This is a genomic window from Mesorhizobium sp. NPDC059054 (assembly GCF_042739215.1).
Taxonomy (GTDB): domain Bacteria; phylum Pseudomonadota; class Alphaproteobacteria; order Rhizobiales; family Rhizobiaceae; genus Mesorhizobium.
Window position 1 is genome coordinate 1 of sequence record NZ_JBHYHV010000003.1, and the last position, 23,107, is coordinate 23,107.

Sequence of the window (23,107 nt, forward strand, 5' to 3'; positions counted from 1 at the left end):
CATCATCGCTGTCGCAAGGAAGCTCCTCGTCTCGCTCAACGCCATGATCCGAGACAAAAGCCGCTTCGCTTGAACACAGTTGCCATTCCGGAACGCAGAAAAGGATGGCCGCGGCCGGAGCACGGCCAAATGCGATTGCCCTGCCGCTGCTGGCATGACCAAAACGATCTAGCCGTCTTCGGCTTTGCGGCGGCGTTCGATTTCTTCGGGCTCCTTCTCGTCGATGGTGGTGAGCTCGTCCTGTGCACGGGCGTTCGCGCGCAGCAACTCGTCCAGCTTGGCTTGCAGCGCCTGCGTGTCCCGATGTTCCGCCCGCTGTATGAACAGCGTCATGGCCCAGGTCGCCATTGTGGCAAAGCCGTGCCAGTCGAAGGTCTGCCGTTCGAAGACGAGCCACAGGGCGGCGTAGCCGATCAGGATCAGGAACGCCCACGGCCGCGCGGTAGCCGTGCCGAGATGGGTCAGGACGCTGGCGACGGTCATGCGCTCACTCCTCGGTTCGGCGACCAGTTTCCGGGAACGGCAACGCTGCCTCGACTGTTATCCCGCCATGGGGTCGCAAAGGGCTGTCGCGATGCCAACGGTCATGAAGGTTGCGCTGATCGTCGCCGTCCTGCTGGCGATGTTCTACATCGGGTTCCTGTTCTCCACGGGCGGGCCTGGCGCGTTGATCATCCCCGGCCATACGCCGCAATAGCCAGGCCCTGGAGCTTCGGACTATGCCGGAGGCCATGGCAGCGGATCGTCGCCGTCCTTGTATTCGGGCATCGATTTCAGCTGCTCCTCGGTGAATGCGGTGACGGCGTGAACCTCGCCGTCTTCGTCACGCATGAATTCCAGCTGGTTTGCCTGCAAGGCCACGGGCTTCGTGCCGATACCGAGAAAGCCGCCGACATCGACGATGATCTCGCTGGTCGGACCCGTGCCGTGGACATGCGAAACCGAGCCCACATTGTCATCGTCGAGACCGTAGACCGTCGCACCCTCGATGATGTCGGGGATCAATTCGGCCTCGGTCAGGCGGACATGATTGGTGTGGTCCATGGTTGTCTCCTCTGCGTTTAGACAACCCCAACCACCGAACCGGTGCTCCGTTCCGAAAATCTGCGGCCCGAAAGCCAGCTGCGATGCAGAGGACGGCGGGACCGAGGAAAAAGGAACGATGGCTATCGGGAAGAGTTAGCGCATGAAGGGACTATCCGATCGGAGGAGCTTTCCGATGAAAGGCATCATCCTGAAAACGACCCTGGCGCTTTGCCTGAGCACCGGCTTCACCACGGCGATGGCACAGACCGAACAGCCCGAAATCCTCAAGAAGGACCCAAGCCAGCAACAGCCGACCAAGGAGATACCGCCCGGTGACGCCGAGCAGGGTGGAGGGGCCGGCATGGAGGCGCCCGTCAATCCATCGGAGCAGGCGCCGGCCGAACAGCAGCAGGCTCCCAGCCAAAATCAGCCAGCCGGTGAACAAGGCGGCACGGGCACGATGAAGTCCGGCGAGCAGAAAGGCAGCGAGCAGCCCGCGGGCCAGGGAGCGCAAGGTACGCAGGGTACGACGACCGATCAGAAAGCGGATCGGCCGAAAACGGAAGGAAGCGGTGAGCCGAAATCCGAACCGGGTTCCGACACGACGCAGCAGAGCCAGCCTTCGGGCAAGTCCTCCACGACCGTGAACGTCACCACGGAACAGAAAACCGAGATCACGCAAGTGATAAGAGAGACGAAGGTTGCGCCGGCACGTGACATCGACGTCGAGATCTCGGTGGGCGTGGCGATCCCGAGGACCATCGAGGTGCACCGGCTTCCGCCCCGCATCATCAAGATCGTGCCGGACTATGAAGGCTATGTGTATTTCCTTCTCGCCGATGGTCGCATCGTGATCCTGGATCCGGACACCTACGAGGTAGTCGCCATCCTGGCCTAGCGTGGAACGGTGAATTAGATCGCGCCGATCACCTCGAGCACATGGCGGGAAATCACGATCTCCTCGTCGGCCGGCATGACTTTGACTTCGATCGTGCTGGCCGCAGCGCTGACGAGGGGGGCGTGAGCGAGGTTTGCGTTTTCGTCGAGGGCGATGCCCAGCCAGCTCAGCCTGTCGCAGATCGCCTTTCGGACGGCGCTGGACTTTTCACCGATGCCGGCCGTGAAGACGAGACCGTCGAGCCCACCCAATGTGTTGGCAAGCGCGGCAATCTCGCGCGCGGCCCGGAAGACGAAAAGCTCGATCGCTTCGCGCGCCCTGGGATCGGCGCTTGCCTCCAGTTCGCGCATGTCGGCGGAAATTCCCGAAACGCCCAGCAGGCCGGATTTCTCGTAGAGCATCTGCTGAAGGTCATCCGGAGTCATCTTGTCGTGCTGCAGCAGATGAAGCAGCACGCCGGGATCCAGCGTGCCGCAACGCGTTCCCATGACCAGCCCGTCCAATGCGGAAAACCCCATGGTCGTATCGAGGCTGCGACCGTACCGCATGGCGCACAGGCTGGCACCATTGCCGAGATGGGCGACGACGGTGCGCCGGTCCGCCTTCCCCTCGGCGGCAAGCCGGCTTGCGATGGATTCGAAGGAGAGCCCGTGGAAGCCATAGCGGCGGATGCCCCTCTCCTCATAGCCTCTTGGCAAGGCGAAGCGGCTCGCGGGAGGATCGATCGTTCGATGAAAGGCCGTATCGAAACACCCGATCTGCCGAAGTTGCGGTCTCAGTTTCGCGATCGCGCGGATCGGCGCGACGCTGCCCGGTTGATGCAGTGGCGAAAGCGGCGCGAGCGCCTCGACGGCGTCGATGTGCTCTGGCGTCAACAGGACAGGATCGAAAAACGACGTCCCGCCATGGACGATGCGGTGACCGCAGGCGGAGATTTCACGTCCATCGAATTCGGTCTCGATCCAGTCCAGCAGCGCGCCGATCACGCCCTCCCGGTCGCCATGCGGGATAGCCCGGTCGACAAGAGACTTTCCGTCTTCCGCCTTTGCCTTGATGCGGGCCGAAGGGCCGAACTCCAGGGACCCCCGGGCCGCCATCGTCGGCCCGCCCGCATGATCGATGTCGCAGATACCGAACTTGACGCTGGACGAACCAGCGTTCAACGCCAGGATCGTCTTGTTCATCACGCTCCGGCCTCGCCCGCACGATGATGCCAGGTCCAGTCGCGGATCTCCGGCATGTCCTCGCCATGTTCGCGAACATAGGCCTTGTGGTCCTCGATCTTTCCTTCGAGAGCAGCCGAGAACCCAGCCGACCGCTCCGATAGTCGCGGAAGCCAGCGCAAGGCCGCCAGGGCGAGATGGAAGCGATCGATCCCATTCATGACCGCCATGTCGAAGGGCGTGGTCGTCGTTCCTTCCTCGCGAAAACCATGGACATGGAAATTGTCGTGGTTGGCGCGTCGGTAGGTCAGCCTGTGAATGAGGTATGGATATCCGTGATAGGCGAAGATGACCGGCCTTTCCCGCGAGAAGAGCGCGTCGAAGGTTTCGTCGGTGAAGCCGTGCGGATGTTCGCTGTTGGCTTGCAGCGTCATCAGATCCACCACGTTGACGACCCGGATCCGCAGATCCGGAAACTCCCCGGTGAGAAGATCGACGGCGGCAAGCGTCTCCATGGTGGGGACGTCGCCCGCGCACGCCATCACGAGATCGGGATGCTCGCCGGCAGGACATGTCGAGGCCCATTGCCATATGCCGGCCCCTGCCTTGCAGTGGGCCTCCGCCTCGTCGGCCGCCAGCCACTGCGGTGCAGGCTGCTTGCCCGCGGTGATCACGTTGATGCGGTTCCATGTCCGCAGGCAATGGTCGGTGACCCACAGGAGCGTATTGGCATCCGGCGGGAAGTACAGCCGCACAGTGTCGGCTTTCTTGTTCGCCACGAAATCGGAAAACCCAGGATCCTGGTGGCTGAACCCGTTGTGATCCTGCCGCCAGACATGGGACGTCAGAAGATAGTTGAGCGACGCGATCGGCTTGCGCCACGGCAGTTCCGCAGATGTCTTCAGCCATTTGGCATGCTGGTTGACCATGGAATCCACGATGTGGATGAAAGCTTCGTAGCAGGAGAACAGCCCGTGCCTGCCCGTCAGCAGATAGCCTTCCAGCCAGCCCTGGCAGAGATGTTCGGAGAGCACCTCCATGACCCGCCCTTCCGGGGCAAGATGGACGTCATAGGGCTCGATATCTTCCATCCAGACCCGATCCGTCACCTCGAAAACGGCATCGAGCCGGTTCGACGACGTCTCGTCGGGGCCCATCAATCGAAAATTGCGTGACGAAGCGTTCGCGCCGATGACGTCCCGCAAATAGGCGCCCATGGTGCGCGTCGCCTCTCCCATGCGGCCGCCGGGCATCGGCACGTCGACGGCAAAGCGCTTCCAGTCGGGCAGCACCAGATCCTTCTTCAGCAACCCGCCATTGGCATAGGGCGATGCCCCCATGCGCTTGGTGCCACTGGGAGCGAGAGCGGCGATTTCAGGCAGCAGGCGACCGGACGCGTCGAACAGTCGGTCCGGCTCGTAGCTGCGCATCCAGTCCTCGAGGATCCGGCGATGCGCGGCATCGCCGCGGGCATTGGAAACCGGCACCTGATGCGAGCGCCAGAAGCCCTCGACCTTTTCGCCGTCGACTTCCTTCGGCCCGGTCCATCCTTTCGGGCTGCGCAGGACGATCATCGGCCAGCGCGGCACCCCGATGGCTTTCGTCTTCGCCGTGCGGGCAGCCGATTGAATGACGCGGATGCGATCCATGACTTCGTCGAGGGCCGCGGCCATGAGGGCGTGCATGGCTTTCGGATCGCTGCCTTCGACAAAGAAAGGTTCGTAGCCGTAGCCCATGAAAAGGCTTCTCAGTTCATCGTCGTCCATTCGCGCCAGCAGCGTGGGATTTGCGATCTTGTAGCCATTGAGATGGAGGATCGGCAGAACCGCGCCATCCACCTGGGGGTTCAGGAATTTGTTCGAATGCCATGCGGCGGCCAGAGGCCCCGTCTCGGCTTCGCCGTCGCCGATGACACAGGCAACCACCAGATCCGGATTGTCGAAGGCCGCGCCGTAGGCATGGACCAGGGCATAGCCAAGTTCACCGCCCTCGTGGATCGAACCCGGTGTCTCCGGTGCGACATGGCTCGGTACCCCACCGGGGAAAGAAAACTGCTTGAACAGCTTCTTCATGCCTTCGGCATCGCTGCCGATATCGGGATAGATTTCGCTGTAGCTTCCTTCCAGCCATGTGTTGGCAACCATGGCCGGGCCGCCATGGCCGGGACCGCAGATGAAAAGCACGTCGAGATCATGCTCGCGGATCAGGCGGTTCAGATGGACATAGATGAAATTGAGCCCCGGCGTGGTTCCCCAATGCCCCAGCAGTCTCGGCTTCACATGTTCGGCCCGCAAGGGTTCCCGCAGCAGCGGATTGTCCATCAGATAGATCTGGCCGACCGAGAGATAGTTCGCCGCCCGCCAGTACCGGTCCATCATCTCGAGCTGCGGTACGTTGCTGGTCATGGTCTCGCTCCATTTCCTCATCTGCCGAAGTGTTGCGCCATGGAATCCGGGCACAGGGGTTGGGCTCGGCGGAGCCAATGATGACGATACGCGATTGTAACCGCCTGCACACGCTGCCCGACATTCCTCAACCCGGGAAGTCGCCTGGCGTTCCTTTTCAGGAGGCAAATCCCGATCTGCTGCGCTACAGGAAGGCGCTTCTTTGCGGGCACCGCGGCGACAGCGTGGGTCGAGTTCTGCTCGCGCCCCCCTGAAAGATCGCCTTCAGGGCGAGGCCATTTGCGCGCGCCTTCGCGACATCAGCCCGGAAATGGTCATTCCCAGATGCTGTCCGTGGCGCCCCACGACCACGCTCTGGTGCGTTCCCGGCATGTCGAACCATTCCGCGCCCGGCAAGAACGGCCGCCAGATCAGACGCGGGTCGCAATCCAGCGTGGAGCCTCCGGTGGCACGAAAGAAATGCACCGGCCCCGAGTACCGCGTCGGCCGATAAAGCCCCTTCATGCGCAAAAGCTGCCGTGCGGCGCGATCATAGACTGGCGGATAATTTCCGGCCCATTGCGGCGCCATTGTCGGATAGTGCTCCGCGAGCGGGCTTCTGAAGCGGAACAGCAGCCTGTTGAACGGCTTCCACAGCCTTGCCACCGGCGACCGGCCCGGCTGATGCCCACCGCCTCGCTGCGCGGCGGGCCCGGGAGGCCGCTTCAGGCGACGGGTCAGCCTGTCGACGTGATAGTCGAACCAGACGGACAGCGGCCACGCGTGTTCGCTCGTCGGCGTATCGATCATGGCCACGAAGTCGACGGCCTGACCTCGCCGGGTGAGCGCGCGGGCGAGTTCCAGGGCGAAAACCCCGCCAAAGGAATATCCGACAAGCCGGAACGGGGGCCTGAACCCTCTCTCGGCCAATGCCGTGATGCACGAGTCGACCTCATCGGAGACCCGTGCAGGATTTGCCGCCGGGAAGTCGGACAGGCGAATCCCGTAAAGCGCGCCGTGGTGCAGGAAGCCCTGCAACACATCCTTGATCTCGAACAGGCAGCTTGCTCCGCCGGCGAAAAAGAAGACCGGACAGGATGGATCGCCGTCGCGGAGCTTTATGATCTTGGGAAGTCGTGCCGGCTCGTTTCGACGCCCGGCATTGGCGAATTTGCCTATCTCCGGCGTCATATAGACGGAGTTGACGTCGATCTCGATCCCGGTTCTTTCATGATACTCGGAGATGACATGAAGAAGCTTGTTGATATTAAGGCAGTTTAACGCATTTTCCTGAGCTGATACTTTTCTATGCAATACATGTTCGATTGCATCACACAGAACGATATCCTTACTCTCGGAAGACATCATAAGTCCTCTATTATGAGGTCCTTGCGATAAATTCGTTGTCTCTAAAATAACACCCAAGGCCCGTCGCGGAAAGGTGTTTTTCTCCGGATGTCCATCTTTGCTTAATTTGCCGCCTTCGCGCCGCTGACGGCCAAGCGGCCTGCGGTTTTCAACAAACGGCGCTGCTCCTGACCAAGGCTCAATCACTCTTTTCCAGCGCGTTAGTTGCTGCTTGTGCAGCCAAATTCGCTGTGAGGCTCACGAAAGCCGTAGGCCGCAACATATCGTGAGGGCGGGCAACCACCCCGGCGGGGTTATCCTGCAGTTCAGGGAATCCGAGAACAGACCCCCAACCCGAGGAGCCCAGGATGGGCATTCATCACGGGACACGGCGTGGCATTGCGTACCCTGAAGACCTGGCGTTTCTTTCGCATGTCTATGACGAGGCGTGCCGGCGGCAAGGCGTATCCAAGCACTCCGAGGAAGGCGCCAATCTCGCTCATTCGGTGATGGCCCTGTACGCCGCCGGCGTGCGGGGCGAGCGACGCATGAAGATGTCGCTTCGCGCCCGTGCCCGGGAATTCGCCGCGCTGGCCAGATAGAGAAATCCGGATAGAGAAACGATGCGCGATCTGGCACAGTTCGCCATCCGTGCGACGGTGGTGCCGAGATGATCACCGTGACCAAGATCATCCAGTTTCTTGCCATCGTCCTTTCGGCCCTTGCACTCGTCCCCGCCGGAGCACACCTCGCCGCGCTGCCGAACAAGATCGGCCTGCCGCAGACCGCGTATTTCACCGTCCAGGGCATTTATTACGGATGGGCGATTCTCGGCCTACTCTGGCCTGGCGCGCTTGCCATGAACGTCCTGCTCGCGATCTGTGTCCGCTCGCAAGGCGGGCCATTCTGGGCGGCGCTCCTGGCAGCGCTCTGCTTTGTGCTGATGCTCGTCATCTTCGTGCTTTGGACATTGCCCGCCAATCAGGCCACGCAGAACTGGACGACCGTTCCAGCGAACTGGCAACTGCTCAGGCGGCAATGGGAGTATTCGCACGCGGTCAACACCGTCCTGGTCTTTGCCGCTCTCTGCCTCGCGACGCTGTCCGCGCTTCTGTGGCGGCCGCCCGGGCTGTAGCCGGCACCGGCGTTCATGCCATTCCTTCAGCGTTCCGGAATGGATCCCCGACACTCTCCGCTCCCTTCGGTCGCTCACGAGGTCGAGGATGACGGTTGTGAGGGGCGACTCGGCCAATCTCCAACATTGATGACGACGCCGACGTTCCTAGCCGGTGTTGGTGCGCGTCTGCGTTTCCAGGTGTTGCTGACGCCAGCGTCCGCGATTTGGGCCAGGCATAGGAACTTCGTCATCCTCGACCTCGCAGGGAGCGGAGCGACCGAAGAGTGTCGGGGATCCATTCCGGAACGCTGACAAAGGCGAAACGGTCCAGATCCAGCATGACCGCCGATGCGATCGCGTGCGAAGGCGATCGAGACATGACCGTGCGGTCGGGCACGCGAAGCGGGATTTTTGAACCAACCTCGGCCAGGGCCGTTGGTATGGGTCTTCATTGAAATACTCCCGACTGCGCCGTTCGGTCATCCGAACGGCGCTTTTTTTTGCCGAGCCCGGCCGTTTTCGCTAGGCCTGCTTCAATGCCGATACGGCAGCCTCGCTGTCGCGGATGTGCTCGTTGGCGTCCGGCTGGCGCTGCACCAGCAGAATGAACAGCAGGTCGGTCAGCGCCAGCTGGGCATCGCGCGCCGAGATGGCGGAGGAGCGCACGCCGTCATCGTCGCCCACCGAATAAAGCACGAGGTCGGCGATACGGCTGAGGGGATTGTTTTTCAGCGATGTCATGACGACGACCGCAGCACCCCGCGCCCTGGCCTGCTCGGCGATGCGCAGCGTCTCGATGCTGGTGCCGGAGTGGGAGAGCGCGAACAGGACGTCTCTCGGGCCGAGCGACGAAGCGCTGGCCAGTTGCACATGGCTGTCGCTGTCATGCAGCACGTTGCGGCCGAGCTTCATCAGCTTGATGGCGAAGTCGCGCGCCACCAGGGCTGAAGCACTGACGCCGGCGAGGTGGATGCGATCGGCCTTGTCCAGCCGGTCGAGCACTTCGCCGATGGTCTGTTCGGTGTTGATCGACGTGGTCTGCTGCATGGAGGCGAACTTGCTGGCGACCAGCTTCTGCAGGACGGTCATGTAGCCGTCGCCGCGCTCGATCGAGCCATGCACCATGCCGACGGGGGCCTGCCATTGCTTGGTCTTGGCCTCGCTGACGGCCAGCTTCAGCTGCTGGTAGGTGGCATAGCCGAGTTTCTGCGAGAACTTGACCACGCTGGATTGGCTGCGGCCGGTCTGTTCGGCGAGCGCGGCGGACGACAGCTGCAGCATCTCGTCGGGATTGTCGACGATGAACTGGCCGATCTGCCGGTCGGCCGGCGCCATGGTGTCGAGCGTGGCGTGGATCTTCGTGAGAACCGACATAGGACCTGCCTCTTCCGTCCCGATCCGGACATGTTTCGCCCGATCTGGATCAGGAATAGAATATTCCAATGCAGGTTGACAGGGAAGAATATCCGGGTCAACTCTCGCATCGGCCCTGCCGGTTCGACGGCGGCCGGAATGGATCCTGAACCATGGACAGATTGCGCATCGTCGGCGGGCAGCGGCTGCAGGGCGCGGTCGCGATCTCCGGCGCGAAGAATGCGGCGCTGCCGCAGATCGCGGCATCGCTGCTCAGCCCCCATCCGCTCGAACTGACCAACCTGCCGGCAGTCAGCGACGTCGACAACATGCTGAGCGTGATCACCCAGCACGGCGCCGAGATCAGCCGCTCGGCGCATGCCGTGACGATCGAGACAGGTGCCGTGGTCTCCAGGGAGACGACCTATGACACGGTGCGCAAGATGCGCGCCACGGTGCTGGTGCTGGGGCCGCTGCTGGCGCGTTTCGGCCAGGCGCAGGTGTCGCTTCCGGGCGGCTGCGCCATCGGTGCACGGCCGGTCGACATGCATATCAAGGCGCTCGCTCAGCTCGGCGCCGACATCGGCATCCAGGGCGGCTCGATCGTCGCCAACGCGCCAAGCGGCCTGACCGGCGCGCGCATCGTGCTGGGCTCGCCCTCCGTTGGCGCCACCGAGACGGCGATGATGGCGGCAACGGCAGCCAAAGGCGAAACCGAGATCGTCAATGCCGCCCGCGAACCGGAAGTGGCCGACCTCGCGGCCTGCCTGAACGCGATGGGCGCGACGATCGAGGGCGCCGGAACCCATCGCATCCTGGTCCAGGGCGGCACGGCCTGGCGCGCGACGACGCATCACACCATCCCAGACCGCATCGAAGCGGGCACCTATGCCATTGCCGCCGCGATCACCGGCGGTCAGCTGGAGCTGACGCATGCGCGGCTGGAGCATCTCGCCTCGGTGGTGCAGATCCTCGAAGCGACCGGCGTCAGCGTCTGGCCCGGCGACCGCGGCCTGATCGTCTCGCGCGACGGACCGCTGCGCGCCGTCGATGCCACGACCGAGCCCTATCCCGGCTTTCCGACCGATTTGCAGGCGCAGTTCATGGCGCTGATGTGCTGCGCGCCGGGTGCTTCGCTGCTGCGCGAGACCGTGTTCGAAAACCGCTTCATGCATGTGCCGGAGCTGATGCGGCTGGGCGCCAACATCACCTTGCAGGGAACCTCGGCGCTGGTGCGCGGCGGCACGCCCCTGCGCGGCGCGCAGGTGATGGCGACCGACCTGCGCGCCTCGGTTTCGCTGGTGCTGGCGGCGCTGGTCGCCGAGGGCGAAAGCATCGTCAACCGCGTCTACCATCTCGACCGCGGCTATGAGAGCCTCGACCGCAAGCTGCGCATGTGCGGCGCCACCATCGAGCGGTTCCGCGAATGAAAACCGCCCCGCTCTTCTATCTCGGCGTCGACGGCGGCGGCACCGGCTGCCGTGCCCGCATCGAGGACGAGGCCGGCACTATCCTCGGCCAGGGTCTTTCCGGGCCCGCGACGACGCGTCTCGGCATCGACACGGCCTGGGCGTCGATCACCCGTGCCTACGAGGCGGCCGCGGAGGAAGCCGGCTTCGGCGCTGCCGAATTCAAGCGCACAGCAGCCGGCATCGGCCTGGCCGGCATCGGCCGCAAGGGAGCGCTCGAAGCCTTGCAGGCGATCGAACACCCCTTTCTCGACATCGACTTCACCAGCGACGGCATGGGTGCCTGCCTCGGCGCGCATTCCGGTCTCGACGGCGCCATCGTCATCGCCGGCACCGGGTCGATCGGCCTCGGCTTCGTCGAGGGTCAGCCTTTGCGCGTCGGCGGCTACGGCTTTCCGATCTCGGACGAAGGCAGCGGCGCCGATCTCGGACTGAAGGCGGTGCAGCTTGCGCTGCGCGCGCATGACGGGCGACATGACCGTTCCGCACTGCTCTCCGAGATCATGCATCGGTTCCAGGACGATCCGATGGAAGCGGTGGCCTGGATGGACCGCGCCACCGCCACCGACTACGCCGCCCTCGCCCCGACGGTGATGCGCCACGCCGACCAGGGCGATGCCGCCGGGCGGCGCATCGTGCAGGCAGCGGCCGAACATATCGACACGCTGGTGCGCGCGCTGTTCGAGAAGGGCGCCCCGCGTGTGACGCTGCTAGGCGGCCTCTCCAGTCCGCTGGAGCCCTGGCTGGCGCCGGATGTGCGGCGGCGGCTGAAGCCGGCGGACGGCGACGCCGTATCGGGCGCCATCATCCTGGCGAGGCAGCGCGCCAGACGTTGACAATTGGCACTTTGTTCAAACGTTCGAAGTCATCACTTTCTGGACGATCTTCCACGTTCCGTGAACCTTCAGGCATGACAGCATATCCGTGAAGACGCGGGGCGGGACCTGCAATTTCACCTTCATCAGCGCGAGCTCGTTCTCGACATCGATCGACAATATGTGGTCGTCGCGATCGAAGCCCTGTTCTTTTGGAGCTTTCGCGCCGCGGACGGCTGCCAGCCACGTCGCGATCGGCGTCACGCTCACGCCGCCGTCTTCGCCGATCTTCGTCACGGAGCTCGAGGGATGAAGTATGGATGCGAATTTCTCGGCATCCATTTCATAAGCGGCGTCGAAGTAGGTCTGCGCCAGCGCGCGCAATGCGGAGACATCCGTATCCATGGTTTTCCTGATGAACTGTTGAATTGATCCACGCGACCCCAGCCATCCCGTGCGGCGCGTCGGGCGTGCTCGCCGATCGCGGTTAGCGTCTCGTTGTCCACCAATCTAGGACAGGGCAATTTATGAGTGTAGCCATGTTGTTTGAGATAACTTCATGAGCGATATTCATAAATCATGAGAAACGAACTGAACGAACTCGCCGCATTTGCGATGGTCGCCCGCGAACGAAGCTTCACCCGGGCTGCGGCAAAGCTGGGTGTCTCCCAGTCTGCCCTCAGCCACACGATCCGGGGACTAGAGCAGCGGCTCGAATTGCGGCTTCTCGCCCGGACGACGAAGAGCGTTGCCCCGACCGCCGCCGGGTCAGCGCTCCTCCAGGATCTGTCTCCGGCGCTGGAGCAAATCGCCGAAGCCCTGCACAGGGCCCAAAGCGTTCGGCACCGGCCCGCCGGCCGCCTTCGGATTGTGATGTCGCGCTCGGCCGCCGTGATGGTGATGTTGCCGCGGCTTGCGTCATTTGCCGAGGCCTATCCCGACGTCGTTCTGGATGTGGTCACCGTCACCGGCCCCGTCGACCTCGTTGCCGGCGAGTTCGATGCCGGCATCCAGCTCGGCGAATACATCCAAAAGGACATGATCGCAGTGCGTGTCTCGCCGGATTTGCGATTGGCCGTGGTAGGATCGCCCGGCTATTTCTCGTCCCGTTCCATTCCGCGGGAGCCGAAGGATCTCGACGATCATCGATGCATCACCCTGCGTCTTCCCGGCGGTCCATATCGATGGGAGTTCGAGCGCGGGCGAAAGTCGGTGACGATCGGCGTGAACGGACCGCTTGTCATCGACGACACCCATCTGGTGATCCAGGCGGCGCTTGCCGGCGTCGGTCTCGGTCTCGTCTATGAGGAGCAGGTCGCTGAAGACATCGCCGACGGCCGGCTTGTCCGCGTCCTGGAAGACTGGACGCCGCCAATTCCCGGTTTCTTCATGTATTATCCCAGTCGCCACCATCAGCCTGCAGCACTGTCTGCGCTGGTGAACGCGCTGCGAGCCAAGCCGGCTCCAAGATAGGAATATTCAATTCCAATCCGCATTGACACAAAGGAATAATGCATTCTAAATGGTTAACGGGATGCTACCGGACCGGTATTTCCCGATATGAGCAATGCAAGGGTGAAAGCCGTGTCTGAAAAAGGCTTGATAACGGAGCTGGAGCGGCTGGTTTCCGAGGAACGGAACCCACGCACCATGGACATGGATCTCCTACCGACGGCCGAGATCCTGCGCAGGATCAATGACGAAGACAAGGGCGTGGCCTACGCGGTCGAGAAGGTGATCCCCGAGATCGCCGCCTGCGTGGACCGCATCGCCGAAGCCTTCGCCAAGGGCGGCCGCCTCGTCTATATGGGCGCCGGCACCAGCGGCCGCATCGGCGTGCTGGACGCTTCCGAATGCCCGCCCACCTTCCGCGTGCCGCCGACCATGGTGGTCGGGCTGATCGCCGGCGGCTACGACGCTCTGCTGAAGGCAACCGAGGGCGCGGAGGACAGCCAGGCCAGGGGGGCCGAGGCGCTCGCCGAGATCGGCCTCACCGACAAGGATGTCGTGGTGGGCATCGCCGCGAGCGGGCGCACGCCCTACGTCATCGGCGGGCTGAACCATGCCCGGAAAGTCGGCGCGACCACCGTCGCGCTGTCCTGCAATCCGCATTCGGCGATCGCGGCGATCGCCGACATCGCCATCTCGCCGGTCGTCGGCCCGGAAGTGCTGACGGGTTCCACCCGCATGAAATCCGGCACCGCCGAAAAGCTGGTGCTGAACATGCTGACCACCGCCAGCATGGTGAAGATCGGCAAGACCTACCAGAACCTGATGGTCGACCTCAAAGCGTCCAACAAGAAGCTGGTGGCGCGTGCCGCGCGCATCGTCATGCAGGCGACCGACTGTACGCTGGAAGAGGCCGAAGCAGCCCTTGCCCAGACCCACAATGACGTGAAACTGGCGATCCTCGTCACAATGACGGGGATGAACCCTGCCGAGGCGCGGTTTGCGCTGGAAGGTGCGGGGGGCTTCCTGCGAAAAGCGATCGAGCACAACGGGGTCTCGCCCATGTAGGGGCGGGCAAGAAGATCGGCCAACAAGAACGACAAGGGAGGATGACATGAGCAATCGACTAACGCATGATCCCGAAAAGTTGCAGACTTTTCGGACAAAGATCATGCGGCAAAACAAAGCGTTAGAGCTGAATGTCGGTTCCGCTCTAACGCGCCTCACAGGTCTGGCCATGGCTGCAATGCTGAGCGCGACGGCTCTTGCCGGCACCGCCGACGCGGCCAAGCTGCGCATGGCCTGGGCGCAGGATGCGACCGGGCTCGACCCGCACAAGCAGACCGCGTTCTCGTCGTTGCGCCTGCTCGAACTCATCTACGAGCCGCTGGTGCGGCTCGATGCCGACCTGCAGATCGTGCCGGGCATCGCCAAGAGCTGGCAATTCTCCGCCGACGCCAAGGAGCTGACGTTCAAGCTCGACCCCAAGGCGAAATTCCAGAACGGCGCAGCCGTCACGCCGGCGGATGTGAAGGCATCCTTCGAGCGCATCCTCGACGAGAAGACGGGCGCGGCCAACCGCGCCAACTATCTGTCGATCGCCAGCATCGAAACGCCGGATGCCGAGACCGTCGTCTTCAAGCTGTCGCAGCCCGATGCGCCGATCCTGACGGCGATGACCGACACCAATTCGGCGATCGTCCCGGCCAGCGAAATCCAGGCCGGTACCATCGGCACCAAGGCGGTCGGTTCCGGTCCGTTCAAGCTGGAACGCTGGGACCCGAACTCCAAGGAAGTGCTGGTGGCCAACAAGGATTGGGCCGGCGGCCCGACGGGGCTCGAAGGCATCGAGATCAGCGTGCTGCCGGACGAGACCGCCATCCTGGCGGCGATGCGCACCGGACAGATCGACTTCGCGCTGCTCAACGACCCGCTGATCGCCACGCTGGTGCCGAACGAGCCCAAGCTCCAGCTCAACCGCGCGCCGGTGCTGGCCTATCACGTGCTGCAGCTCAACCCGGCGCGCAAGCCGATGAACGAGCTTGCCGTGCGCCAGGCGATCTCCTGCGCCATCGACCGGCAGGCGGTGCTCGACACGGCCTCGCTCGGCGAAGGCAAGGTGACCGGCCCGCTGACCATGCCCTTCTTCGCGTCCGACCCGAACTCGCTGTTCTGCTACCAGCGCGACGTCGAGAAGGCCAAGAAGCTGATGGCCGACGCTGGCATGGCCGATGGCTTCACCGCGACGGTGATCGCCGCCACAGGCGAGCCGCCGACGGCAGCGGCCGAAGCGCAGGTGCTGCAGTCGCAGCTCGCCGAAATCGGCGTGAAGCTCGACATCAAGATGATGGAGCTCAACGTCTATGTCGACACCTGGCTGAAGGGCGACTTCGACATGGCCGTGGCGCTGAACGGCGGACGGCCCGACCCCTACACCATGTACAACCGCTACTGGACGAAGAACGGCAATCTGCAGAAGGTCTCCAACTTCGCCGACGATGCGCTGGACAAGGCGCTGCAGGAAGGCCGGGCCGAGACCGACCGCGACAAGCGCAAGGCGATCTTCACCGACTTCGAGAAGCAGCTCGCCGAGAAGTCGCCCTGGGTATGGCTCTACACCTCCTATGGCTACACGGCGCAGCAGAAGAACGTGAAGGGCTTCGTGCCGATGCCGACCGGCTCGCTGGCCAGTCTCGGCAAGGTGACCATCGGAGAATGATCGCCGGCAGCGGGAAGGGCAATCGGGTGAGGAGGCGCGTACCTCCTCTCCTTTGCCCTCTCCGCCTCGCACTGGCGGCGGTGAAGCCGCCGTGGGCGACGCACCTCTCCCCATTTCATCAAGGCAATCGCGTATGAGTTCCCCCTCTCCGTCTCGCCCTGCGGGCGATCCACCTCTCCCCCGCCTTCGGCAGGGGCGAGGAACCGCAGTTGCGGCGCCGGCATCTATCCAGCTTGGGGTTCCTCGCCCCCGTGAAGCGGGGGAGAGGTGGATCGGGCGAAGCCCGAGACGGAGAGGGGGTGTTGCAACGCCACATGCGACAGCCCTCCCCCGCGACCGCCCCAGAGGCATCCACCACCTCGACACCGATGCTCCCGGCAAAGGGGCCCGGTTCCAAAGTCGATACAGGGGCATCCCGTGAACTATCTGATACGGCGCCTTGCAGCCTTTCCCCTGGTCCTGATCGGGGTCTCGATCGTGGTCTTCGTCGCCATCCGCCTCGTGCCGGGCGATGCAATCACGGCGATGCTGGGCACCGAGGCCGGCCTGCTGACGCCGCAGCAGCGTGAATCGCTCGCCGTCTATTTCGGCATCGACCAACCCTGGCCGGTGCAGTACTGGCACTGGTTCACCGGCCTGTTCTCCGGCAACCTCGGCATCTCGGCGACCTACGGCAAGCCGGTGCTGGGGGTCATCCTCGAGCATTTTCCGCTGACGCTGGAGCTGGCGCTGCTGTCGATGCTGATCGCGCTGGCGATCGGCGTGCCGGCCGGCGTCTTCGCGGCCACGCGCAACGAGCGCCCGGCCGATCTTTCGGTGCGCGTCGCCGCGATGATCGGCCAGTCGACGCCGAGCTTCGTCGTCGGCCTGGTGCTCATCTACATCCTGTCGGCGGGCTTCGGCGTGCTGCCGACGATGGGCGCCTTCACGCCGCTGTGGCAGGATCCGCTGCAGAACCTCGGCCAGATGATCCTGCCGGCGATCACGCTGGGCTGCGCCTTCGCGGCGTCGGTGACACGCGTGTCGCGTTCGGCCATGCTCGACGTGCTGAGCGACGACTATGTACGCACGGCACGCGCCAAGGGCACGCCGGAGCGGCGCGTGATCTGGCGGCACGCCTTGCCGAATGCGCTGGTGCCGGTGGTGACGCTGAGCGGCATCGAATTCGGCTACCTGCTCGGTGGGGCGGTCATCGTCGAACAGATCTACGCGCTGCCCGGCCTCGGCCGCATGGTGCTGGAGGCGATCCAGCAGCGCGACTATGCGCTGGTGCAGGGTTCGGTGCTGTTCGTCGCCCTCAACTTCATGATCGTGAACCTTCTGGTCGACCTCGCCTATGTGGCGCTTGACCCACGCATCCGCCTGGAGGGCCGGTGATGGGCATGGTCAAGGCCGTCTTCGCCCATCCGAGCGGCCGCATCGGCGGCGTGATCGTGCTCGTCTATCTCGTCATCGCCCTGCTCGGCGCGTTCGGCCTCACCCCGCACGATCCGCTGATGCAGTACCGCATCGTGCGGCTGCACGGACCCTCGGCCTCGCACTGGATGGGTACAGATTTGTTCGGCCGCGACGTCGCCAGCCGTCTCATGAAAGGCGTCGGCCAGTCCTTCACCGTCGCCTTCTTCTCGGTCGCCGCGGCTGCGCTCGCCGGCACCGTGCTCGGCCTGACGGCAGCCTGGTACGGCAGGCGCTGGGACACGATCCTGATGCGGCTGATGGATGTGCTGCTGGCTTTCCCGGCGATCCTGCTGGCGCTGCTGGTGGTGACGATCATCGGCCCCGGCACCTGGACCAGCGTGATGGCGATCGCCATCGTCTATACGCCGATCTTCACGCGCGTCGTGCGCGGCCCCGCTTTGTCGCTCAAGACACGCGACTTCGTCGACGCGGCGCGCACCTTCGGCTCGAGCCGCTTCTACATCCTAACCCGGCACCTGCTGCTCAATCTCGTCGCGCCGCTGACCGTGCAGGTGACGCTGGCGCTGGCCTGGGCGCTGCTGACCGAGGCCGGCCTCTCCTTCCTCGGCCTCGGCACCCAGCCGCCAACCTCGTCGCTCGGCCTGATGCTGAGCGACAGCCGCAACCTGATGGAGCAGGCGCCCTGGCTGCTCGCCTTCCCGGCGCTGGCGATCATGCTCTCCATCCTCGGCTTCAACCTGCTGGGGGACGCGCTGCGCGACATCCTCGACCCCAAGACGAGGAGGGCGTGAGGATGGCGCAGACGAAACCGATCCTTTCGGTCCGCGACCTGCATGTGAGTTTCGGCCGCGGCAGCGATGCCAAGGAAGTCGTGCACGGCGTTAGCTTCGAGCTCGGTGTAGGCGAAGTGCTGGCCATCGTCGGTGAAAGCGGCTCGGGCAAATCCGTCACCGCGCTCTCGACCAACCGGCTGATCGACTATGCCGGCGGGCGCATCGCCAGCGGCTCGATCGAGCTCACGCGCGCCGACGGCAGCGTCATCGATATCGGCACCGCCGACACGCGCGAATTGACCAGGATCCGCGGCGCCGAAATCGGCGTCATTTTCCAGGAGCCGATGACCTCGCTGAACCCTGTGCTCACCATCGGCAGCCAGATCGAGGAGGCGTTCCAGCTGCATCGCGGCCTGACCGGCAGGCAGGCCAAGGAAGCGGCGCGTGAAGCGCTGGAGCGTGTCCGCATCCCCGATGCCGAGCGCCGGCTGGCGGCGACGCCGGACCAGCTTTCCGGCGGCATGCTGCAGCGGGTGATGATTGCCATGGCGCTGGCCTGCAACCCGCGCCTGCTGATCGCCGACGAACCGACCACCGCGCTCGACGTCACGGTGCAGGCGCAGATCATGGCGCTGCTGGCGGAGCTCAGACGCGAAACCGGCATGTCGATGATCTTCATCAGCCACGATATCGGGCTGGTGGCCGGCATCGCCGACCGCGTGATGGTGATGCAGGATGGCCGCGCCGTCGAACAGGGCGAGTTGAGCCAGATCCTCGACCATCCCCAGCACCCTTATACGAAACATCTGCTACACGCCGTGCCGCATTTTTCCGGCGGCAGCGCGGCGCGGACGGATGGCACGCGCACGCAAGCCGAGGAGAAATCCGAAGCGGCCAGGCCGACGCTGCCCAAACCGACGCTAAAGGTCGACGACCTCGTCGTGCGCTACCCCATGAAGAGCGGCTGGCTCGGCCGGCCCTTCGGCGCGGTGCATGCGGTGGACGGCGTCGGCTTCGAGCTGATGGCGGGCGAGACGCTGGCGATCGTCGGCGAAAGCGGTTCGGGCAAATCGACCACGGCGCGCGCCGTTCTCGGCCTCGTCTCGCCGACGCGCGGCGCCTTCACCGTCGACGCGCATGCGGCCAGGCAAAGCCGCCTGCCGGTGCAGATGGTGTTCCAGAACCCCTATGCCTCGCTCAACCCACGCCTTAGCGTCGAGCAGATCCTGGCCGAGCCGGTGATCGCCGCCGGCCAGCGTATCGACGCCACGGTGCGCGACAGGATGGCGGCGCTGCTGAAGCGCGTCGGCCTGCCGCAGGACAGCCTGACGCGCTACCCGCACCAGTTCTCCGGCGGCCAGCGCCAGCGGCTGTGCATTGCGCGCTCGCTGATGCTGAACCCTTCCGTCGTGGTGCTGGACGAGGCGGTATCGGCGCTCGACGTGTCGGTGCAGGCGCGCGTGCTCGAACTTCTGGTCGACCTGCAGCGCGAATACGGTCTTGCCTATCTGTTCATTTCGCACGACATGGCGGTGGTGGAACGGATCGCACATCGTGTCGCCGTGATGTTCGCCGGCCAGATCGTCGAGATCGGCGACGCCAGATCGGTGCTGTCGAACCCCCGGCATCCCTACACCAGGAAGCTGATCGAGGCGGTGCCGACGATCGACCGGCGCCGGCAGCATTTCGAGCTGGACACAAGGCAGGTGCCTTCGCTGGTCCGGCCGCTCGGTTATGAACCGGCGCCGGCGAACTGGCTTCAGTTCGGGCACGACCACAAGGTGCGCGCCGAGGGAGAATTGCAAGGATGAGGACCGACGACCTCCAGCGGCGTTTCGACCGGGCCTTTGGCCCGCTGCGGCAGGCGGTGGAAACGAACCACATCCCGGGAGGCGTGCTGGGGCTGGTGACGCGCAACGGCCAGCGGCTCACCCGCGCCACGGGGCTCGCGCAGCGCGTGCCGTCCGAACGCGCGATGCGCGAGGACACCTGGTTCGACCTCGCCTCGCTCACCAAGGTCATCTTCACCACGCCGCGCATATTGGCGCTCGCGGAGACCGGCATCATCGACCTCGATGCGCCGTTGACCACGGCCCTGCCGGACCTGCGCCAATACGATGCCGATTGCTGGGAGCGGCAGGTCACCTTTCGCCAATGCCTCGGGCACCAGACGCCCTTCCCCGCCGTGGCGCCGATCTACACCTATGGCCGCGACCCGGACCTTTTGCGGGCTTTCGTGCTGCAGCGCGAATGGCACAGGAGCGCATCGGTCTATTCCGACATCAACTTCATCCTGCTGGGCTTCGCCATGGAGCGCCTGTCGGGCCAGACGATCCGCGCGATGGACGCCGGCCCGGGCTTCGCCTTCTCGGCCGCCCCCGAACAGTCGGCCGCGACCGAGGACTGCACCTGGCGCCACCGCGTCCTGAGCGGCGAGGTGCATGACGACAATTGTTCGGCACTGCAGGGGGCCGGCCATGCCGGGCTGTTCGGCACCGCCGCCGCCGTGCTCGACTTCGCGCAGGGCCTGCTCGACGGCACCGGCGCTTCGCACGAAGCCATCACCCTGATGCGCGCGCCGCTCTCCGACAAGCGCACGCATGGCTGGGAACATGCCTATGACGGCTGGTCGGGCGGCGAGCATTGCAGCGCCGCCACCATCGGGCACACCGGCTTCACCGGAACCGGACTGTGGATCGATTTCGACGCCGGTCACGCCTGGACCCTGCTAACCAACCGCATCCACCCCACCCGCCATTTCGACAGCGGCATCGCAGACCTTCGCCGCCACGTCGGCGACTTCATAAATGGAGCACAAGAATGACCCCTCTCTGGTCGGTCGGGCTGATGACCGGAACCGTGCTCGACGGCAATATCGACGTTGCGCTGCTCAAGACCGACGGTGAGACGATCGAGACCTTCGGCGCCTATGCGCTGGTCCCCTATGCGCCGTCGATCCGCACCATGCTGGAGGAAGCGCAGGCCGCCGCCCGCGTCTGGAATTTCGAAGGACCGGAACCTGCCATCTTTGCCGAGGCCGAAGAAGCGCTCACCCGCGCCCAGTCGGCCGCGGTGAAGCAGGTGGTTGAGCAGGCAGGCATGGACATGGCCGATATCGGCGCGGTCGGCTTCCATGGCCAGACCGTGCTGCATCGCGGTCCGCAAAAGGGCCGCCTCGGCGATACGCGCCAGCTTGGCGACGGCGCCCTGATGCACGCCATCCTCGGCACCAAGGTGGTCCATGATTTCCGCACCACCGACGTCCGTGCCGGTGGCCAGGGCGCACCGCTGGCAGCCGCCTACCACGCGGCCTTGTTAGGTACGGCCGGCGCCAGCGGCGACAGCGCCATCCTCAATCTCGGCGGTGTCGGCAATGTCACCTGGTGGGACGGCAAGGGCGATATCGTCGCCTTCGACACCGGGCCGGCCAATGCGCCGATCAACGATTTCATCAAGGCACGCGGGCTGGGCGAGATGGACCGCGACGGCGCGCTTGCCGCCAAAGGCAAGGTGGACGAGGCGCGGCTTGCGAAGCTGCTCGAGCATCCTTATCTCGCCGCACCCTATCCGAAGTCGCTCGACCGTTTCGACTTCACCGCCGCCATGGCCGACGGCCTGGGCAACGAAGACGGCGCCGCCCTGCTCACCGCCTTCAGCGCGGCCTGTGTCGGCAAGGCGCTGGACCTTCTGCCACGGCGGCCGAAGTCGCTGTTCGTGTCGGGCGGCGGGCGCCACAATCCGACATTCATGGCCATGCTGAAACAAAGGGCGGGCGTCGATGCGGTTTCCGCCGACACGCTCGGCTGGCGCGGCGATGCCGTCGAGGCCGAGTGTTTCGCCTTCCTGGCGGTGCGGGCGCTGCGCGGCCTGCCGATCAGCTTCCCCAGCACCACCGGCGTACCCCAACCGATGACCGGCGGCCGCATCGCCGGCTAGACCAGGAGCGCCGTCATCCTCGGGCGCGGAGCGATCGAAGGGAAGCGGTCGGGGGCGGCTGAGTTCTGCGACATCGAGCCCGTCGAGTACCCCCACCCCTAACCCCTCCCCTCAAGGGGGAGGGAGAGCTGCCGCACGCCAAGTTCCCCTCCCCCTTGAGGGGAGGGGTTAGGGGTGGGGGTTCGTTGCTTGGAGAGTCGATAGCTCCATCCTCACGCATTGCCCTCGACGCGCATCAGCCGCAGATCGGCCGTTCGACGCTGCGTGCAGGCAGTCATCAACGCCATGCAGAGAAGCTCCACATCCGTCGTGTGCGGTCGCCAGCCGCATGCGCAACGGTCGAAGCCGAGATGAGCATCCGCCATCTCCCGGTAGATCGAGCCGATCGAGCGCGCCGCCAGCCGCAGCACCGACAGCGGCGGCAGATTGGTGGCGTGCATGGCCTCGCACAGTTCCTTCAGGATCATCGCGCGGAGCCGCGCCTCGGCTTCGTCCTGTCGACGTTCGGTTTCCGTATGCATCACGTACTCACTGTCTGGATTGCGGGAAGCGGACGTGGCGATGGGCTGCGATGCGCTTGTGTTGAACTGCTGTCGGTCAATCGGCCCTGTCGCGCTCGCTGATCCCGGTGCTGTCCAGCGCCTGGCGCGCATGGTCGAGTTGCCGCATTGCCGAGAACAGCATCTCCCGGTCGCCGAGATGCGATTCCCACAGCGCCACGAAGATCGAGTTTTCGGAGGTATGGGGGCCTGGCGCATCCTGCGCGCGGCGCAAGCTTTCATCGGCGACGCGCTTGGCCTGGTGAAGCCGGGACAACGAGGTCTCCAGGGCCGCGATGGACTCGCGGAGGTGGCTCGCTTCTCCAGTCAATCCGCCGTGTTCGAAGGGCGCGCCCGGAGCGCCGGAGGGCCTGTAGTTGATCATGCCGCCCATTCCTATCCATGCATAGCCACGTCGCCCGGCCGATCTCCTTGAGGACGATGGCGATCCCGCCCAAGACAGCGACCGACACTGCCAGGTGCTGAGCGTTGATGTCGCGGTGGGATCACACCTGCGCGACATCACCGACCTTACAACGCAAATCCGGTTCTGGGAATACAAACTGGAGTAAAATTATCATGTTTTAATCTGGCCCGCGCCTCACACGAATTCCAGGGATCCGGAGAGACAGCCACGCACGATCGGAGCCGAGTGGATGGCGGCGGGATCATCGAGTCGCAGAAAGTGAAGAGGGCCGGG

The 23,107-nt window shown here is 64.5% G+C and carries 23 protein-coding genes; 14 read left to right on the forward strand and 9 right to left on the reverse strand.

Features of this window, described 5'->3' with window-relative positions; genetic code table 11:
- Window positions 1–168 precede the first annotated feature (168 nt).
- Entirely contained in the window at window positions 169–483 is a 315-nt protein-coding gene (locus tag ACFWXH_RS13500; RefSeq protein ID WP_379120964.1) for a low affinity iron permease family protein, read from the reverse strand.
- Here ACFWXH_RS13500 and ACFWXH_RS13505 point away from each other — a divergent pair.
- On the forward strand, window positions 482–697 hold the full coding sequence (locus tag ACFWXH_RS13505) for a hypothetical protein (protein WP_379120966.1): 216 nt from the start codon (window positions 482–484) through the stop codon (window positions 695–697). The two genes, ACFWXH_RS13500 and ACFWXH_RS13505, sit on opposite strands and share 2 nt — an antisense overlap.
- 20 nt (window positions 698–717) lie before the next feature.
- Here ACFWXH_RS13505 and ACFWXH_RS13510 read toward each other — a convergent pair whose 3' ends face one another.
- Window positions 718–1,044, reverse strand: coding sequence for a PRC-barrel domain-containing protein (locus tag ACFWXH_RS13510; RefSeq protein WP_054312180.1), 327 nt, complete (start codon window positions 1,042–1,044; stop codon window positions 718–720).
- 175 nt (window positions 1,045–1,219) lie between these two features.
- Between ACFWXH_RS13510 and ACFWXH_RS13515 the strand changes: the two genes are divergently transcribed.
- Window positions 1,220–1,924 (forward strand): DUF1236 domain-containing protein, encoded by a 705-nt coding sequence (locus tag ACFWXH_RS13515; protein ID WP_379120969.1) that lies wholly within the window; start codon window positions 1,220–1,222, stop codon window positions 1,922–1,924.
- Window positions 1,925–1,938: 14 nt separating this feature from the next.
- On the opposite strand, the gene ACFWXH_RS13520 is transcribed toward ACFWXH_RS13515, so the two are convergent.
- The 3 genes from ACFWXH_RS13520 to ACFWXH_RS13530 form a co-directional block, all read right to left on the reverse strand.
- On the reverse strand, window positions 1,939–3,108 hold the full coding sequence (locus tag ACFWXH_RS13520; RefSeq protein ID WP_379120971.1) for an acetate/propionate family kinase: 1,170 nt from the start codon (window positions 3,106–3,108) through the stop codon (window positions 1,939–1,941).
- Complete coding sequence (locus ACFWXH_RS13525; RefSeq protein WP_379120973.1) at window positions 3,108–5,492, reverse strand: phosphoketolase; 2,385 nt, start codon at window positions 5,490–5,492, stop codon at window positions 3,108–3,110. Before ACFWXH_RS13525 ends, ACFWXH_RS13520 begins: the two co-directional genes overlap by 1 nt.
- Before the next feature lie 264 nt (window positions 5,493–5,756).
- A complete protein-coding gene (locus tag ACFWXH_RS13530; RefSeq protein WP_379120975.1) occupies window positions 5,757–7,025 on the reverse strand; it encodes a thioesterase domain-containing protein in 1,269 nt (422 codons plus the stop codon).
- A gap of 161 nt (window positions 7,026–7,186) precedes the next feature.
- On the opposite strand from ACFWXH_RS13530, the gene ACFWXH_RS13535 reads away from it, so the two are divergent.
- On the forward strand, window positions 7,187–7,420 hold the full coding sequence (locus tag ACFWXH_RS13535; RefSeq protein WP_054312186.1) for a hypothetical protein: 234 nt from the start codon (window positions 7,187–7,189) through the stop codon (window positions 7,418–7,420).
- Window positions 7,421–7,488: 68 nt separating this feature from the next.
- Window positions 7,489–7,953, forward strand: coding sequence for a DUF1772 domain-containing protein (locus ACFWXH_RS13540; RefSeq protein WP_379120977.1), 465 nt, complete (start codon window positions 7,489–7,491; stop codon window positions 7,951–7,953).
- A 504-nt stretch (window positions 7,954–8,457) separates the two neighbouring features.
- Here the strand turns inward: ACFWXH_RS13540 and ACFWXH_RS13545 are convergent.
- The gene (locus ACFWXH_RS13545) at window positions 8,458–9,309 is read right to left on the reverse strand and encodes a MurR/RpiR family transcriptional regulator (RefSeq protein WP_379120979.1); all 852 of its coding nucleotides are present in this window, start codon (window positions 9,307–9,309) and stop codon (window positions 8,458–8,460) included.
- A 152-nt stretch (window positions 9,310–9,461) separates the two neighbouring features.
- Here ACFWXH_RS13545 and murA point away from each other — a divergent pair, with 152 nt between their 5' ends.
- Window positions 9,462–10,718 carry a UDP-N-acetylglucosamine 1-carboxyvinyltransferase gene (gene murA, locus ACFWXH_RS13550; RefSeq protein ID WP_379120981.1) on the forward strand — a complete coding sequence of 419 codons (1,257 nt, stop codon included), beginning with the start codon at window positions 9,462–9,464 and terminating at the stop codon, window positions 10,716–10,718.
- Window positions 10,715–11,593 carry a BadF/BadG/BcrA/BcrD ATPase family protein gene (locus ACFWXH_RS13555; RefSeq protein ID WP_379120983.1) on the forward strand — a complete coding sequence of 293 codons (879 nt, stop codon included), beginning with the start codon at window positions 10,715–10,717 and terminating at the stop codon, window positions 11,591–11,593. The genes murA and ACFWXH_RS13555 overlap by 4 nt, the downstream gene beginning before the upstream one ends.
- Before the next feature lie 15 nt (window positions 11,594–11,608).
- Here ACFWXH_RS13555 and ACFWXH_RS13560 read toward each other — a convergent pair whose 3' ends face one another.
- Entirely contained in the window at window positions 11,609–11,956 is a 348-nt protein-coding gene (locus ACFWXH_RS13560; RefSeq protein WP_379120985.1) for a nuclear transport factor 2 family protein, read from the reverse strand.
- Between the two features lie 192 nt (window positions 11,957–12,148).
- Between ACFWXH_RS13560 and ACFWXH_RS13565 the strand changes: the two genes are divergently transcribed.
- The 8 genes from ACFWXH_RS13565 to ACFWXH_RS13600 all read left to right on the forward strand — a co-directional run bounded on the left by ACFWXH_RS13565 (window position 12,149) and on the right by ACFWXH_RS13600 (window position 21,868).
- Window positions 12,149–13,045, forward strand: coding sequence for a LysR substrate-binding domain-containing protein (locus tag ACFWXH_RS13565; protein ID WP_379122197.1), 897 nt, complete (start codon window positions 12,149–12,151; stop codon window positions 13,043–13,045).
- Window positions 13,046–13,156: 111 nt separating this feature from the next.
- On the forward strand, window positions 13,157–14,089 hold the full coding sequence (gene murQ, locus ACFWXH_RS13570) for an N-acetylmuramic acid 6-phosphate etherase (protein WP_379120987.1): 933 nt from the start codon (window positions 13,157–13,159) through the stop codon (window positions 14,087–14,089).
- Window positions 14,090–14,258: 169 nt separating this feature from the next.
- Window positions 14,259–15,740, forward strand: coding sequence for an ABC transporter substrate-binding protein (locus ACFWXH_RS13575; protein ID WP_379122199.1), 1,482 nt, complete (start codon window positions 14,259–14,261; stop codon window positions 15,738–15,740).
- 417 nt (window positions 15,741–16,157) lie between these two features.
- Complete coding sequence (locus ACFWXH_RS13580) at window positions 16,158–17,117, forward strand: ABC transporter permease (RefSeq protein ID WP_379120989.1); 960 nt, start codon at window positions 16,158–16,160, stop codon at window positions 17,115–17,117.
- Window positions 17,117–17,950 (forward strand): ABC transporter permease, encoded by an 834-nt coding sequence (locus tag ACFWXH_RS13585; protein WP_379120991.1) that lies wholly within the window; start codon window positions 17,117–17,119, stop codon window positions 17,948–17,950. Before ACFWXH_RS13580 ends, ACFWXH_RS13585 begins: the two co-directional genes overlap by 1 nt.
- A gap of 2 nt (window positions 17,951–17,952) precedes the next feature.
- Entirely contained in the window at window positions 17,953–19,743 is a 1,791-nt protein-coding gene (locus ACFWXH_RS13590) for an ABC transporter ATP-binding protein (protein ID WP_379120993.1), read from the forward strand.
- Window positions 19,740–20,756: a serine hydrolase domain-containing protein gene (locus ACFWXH_RS13595; RefSeq protein WP_379120995.1), complete on the forward strand. Its 1,017-nt coding sequence runs from the start codon at window positions 19,740–19,742 to the stop codon at window positions 20,754–20,756. The genes ACFWXH_RS13590 and ACFWXH_RS13595 overlap by 4 nt, the downstream gene beginning before the upstream one ends.
- Window positions 20,753–21,868: an anhydro-N-acetylmuramic acid kinase gene (locus ACFWXH_RS13600; protein ID WP_379120997.1), complete on the forward strand. Its 1,116-nt coding sequence runs from the start codon at window positions 20,753–20,755 to the stop codon at window positions 21,866–21,868. Before ACFWXH_RS13595 ends, ACFWXH_RS13600 begins: the two co-directional genes overlap by 4 nt.
- Window positions 21,869–22,080: 212 nt before the next feature.
- Here ACFWXH_RS13600 and ACFWXH_RS13605 read toward each other — a convergent pair whose 3' ends face one another.
- Both ACFWXH_RS13605 and ACFWXH_RS13610 read right to left on the reverse strand, forming a co-directional pair.
- A complete protein-coding gene (locus ACFWXH_RS13605; protein WP_379120999.1) occupies window positions 22,081–22,389 on the reverse strand; it encodes a hypothetical protein in 309 nt (102 codons plus the stop codon).
- 76 nt (window positions 22,390–22,465) lie between these two features.
- Complete coding sequence (locus ACFWXH_RS13610) at window positions 22,466–22,792, reverse strand: hypothetical protein (protein ID WP_379121001.1); 327 nt, start codon at window positions 22,790–22,792, stop codon at window positions 22,466–22,468.
- Between the last annotated feature and the right edge of the window lie 315 nt (window positions 22,793–23,107).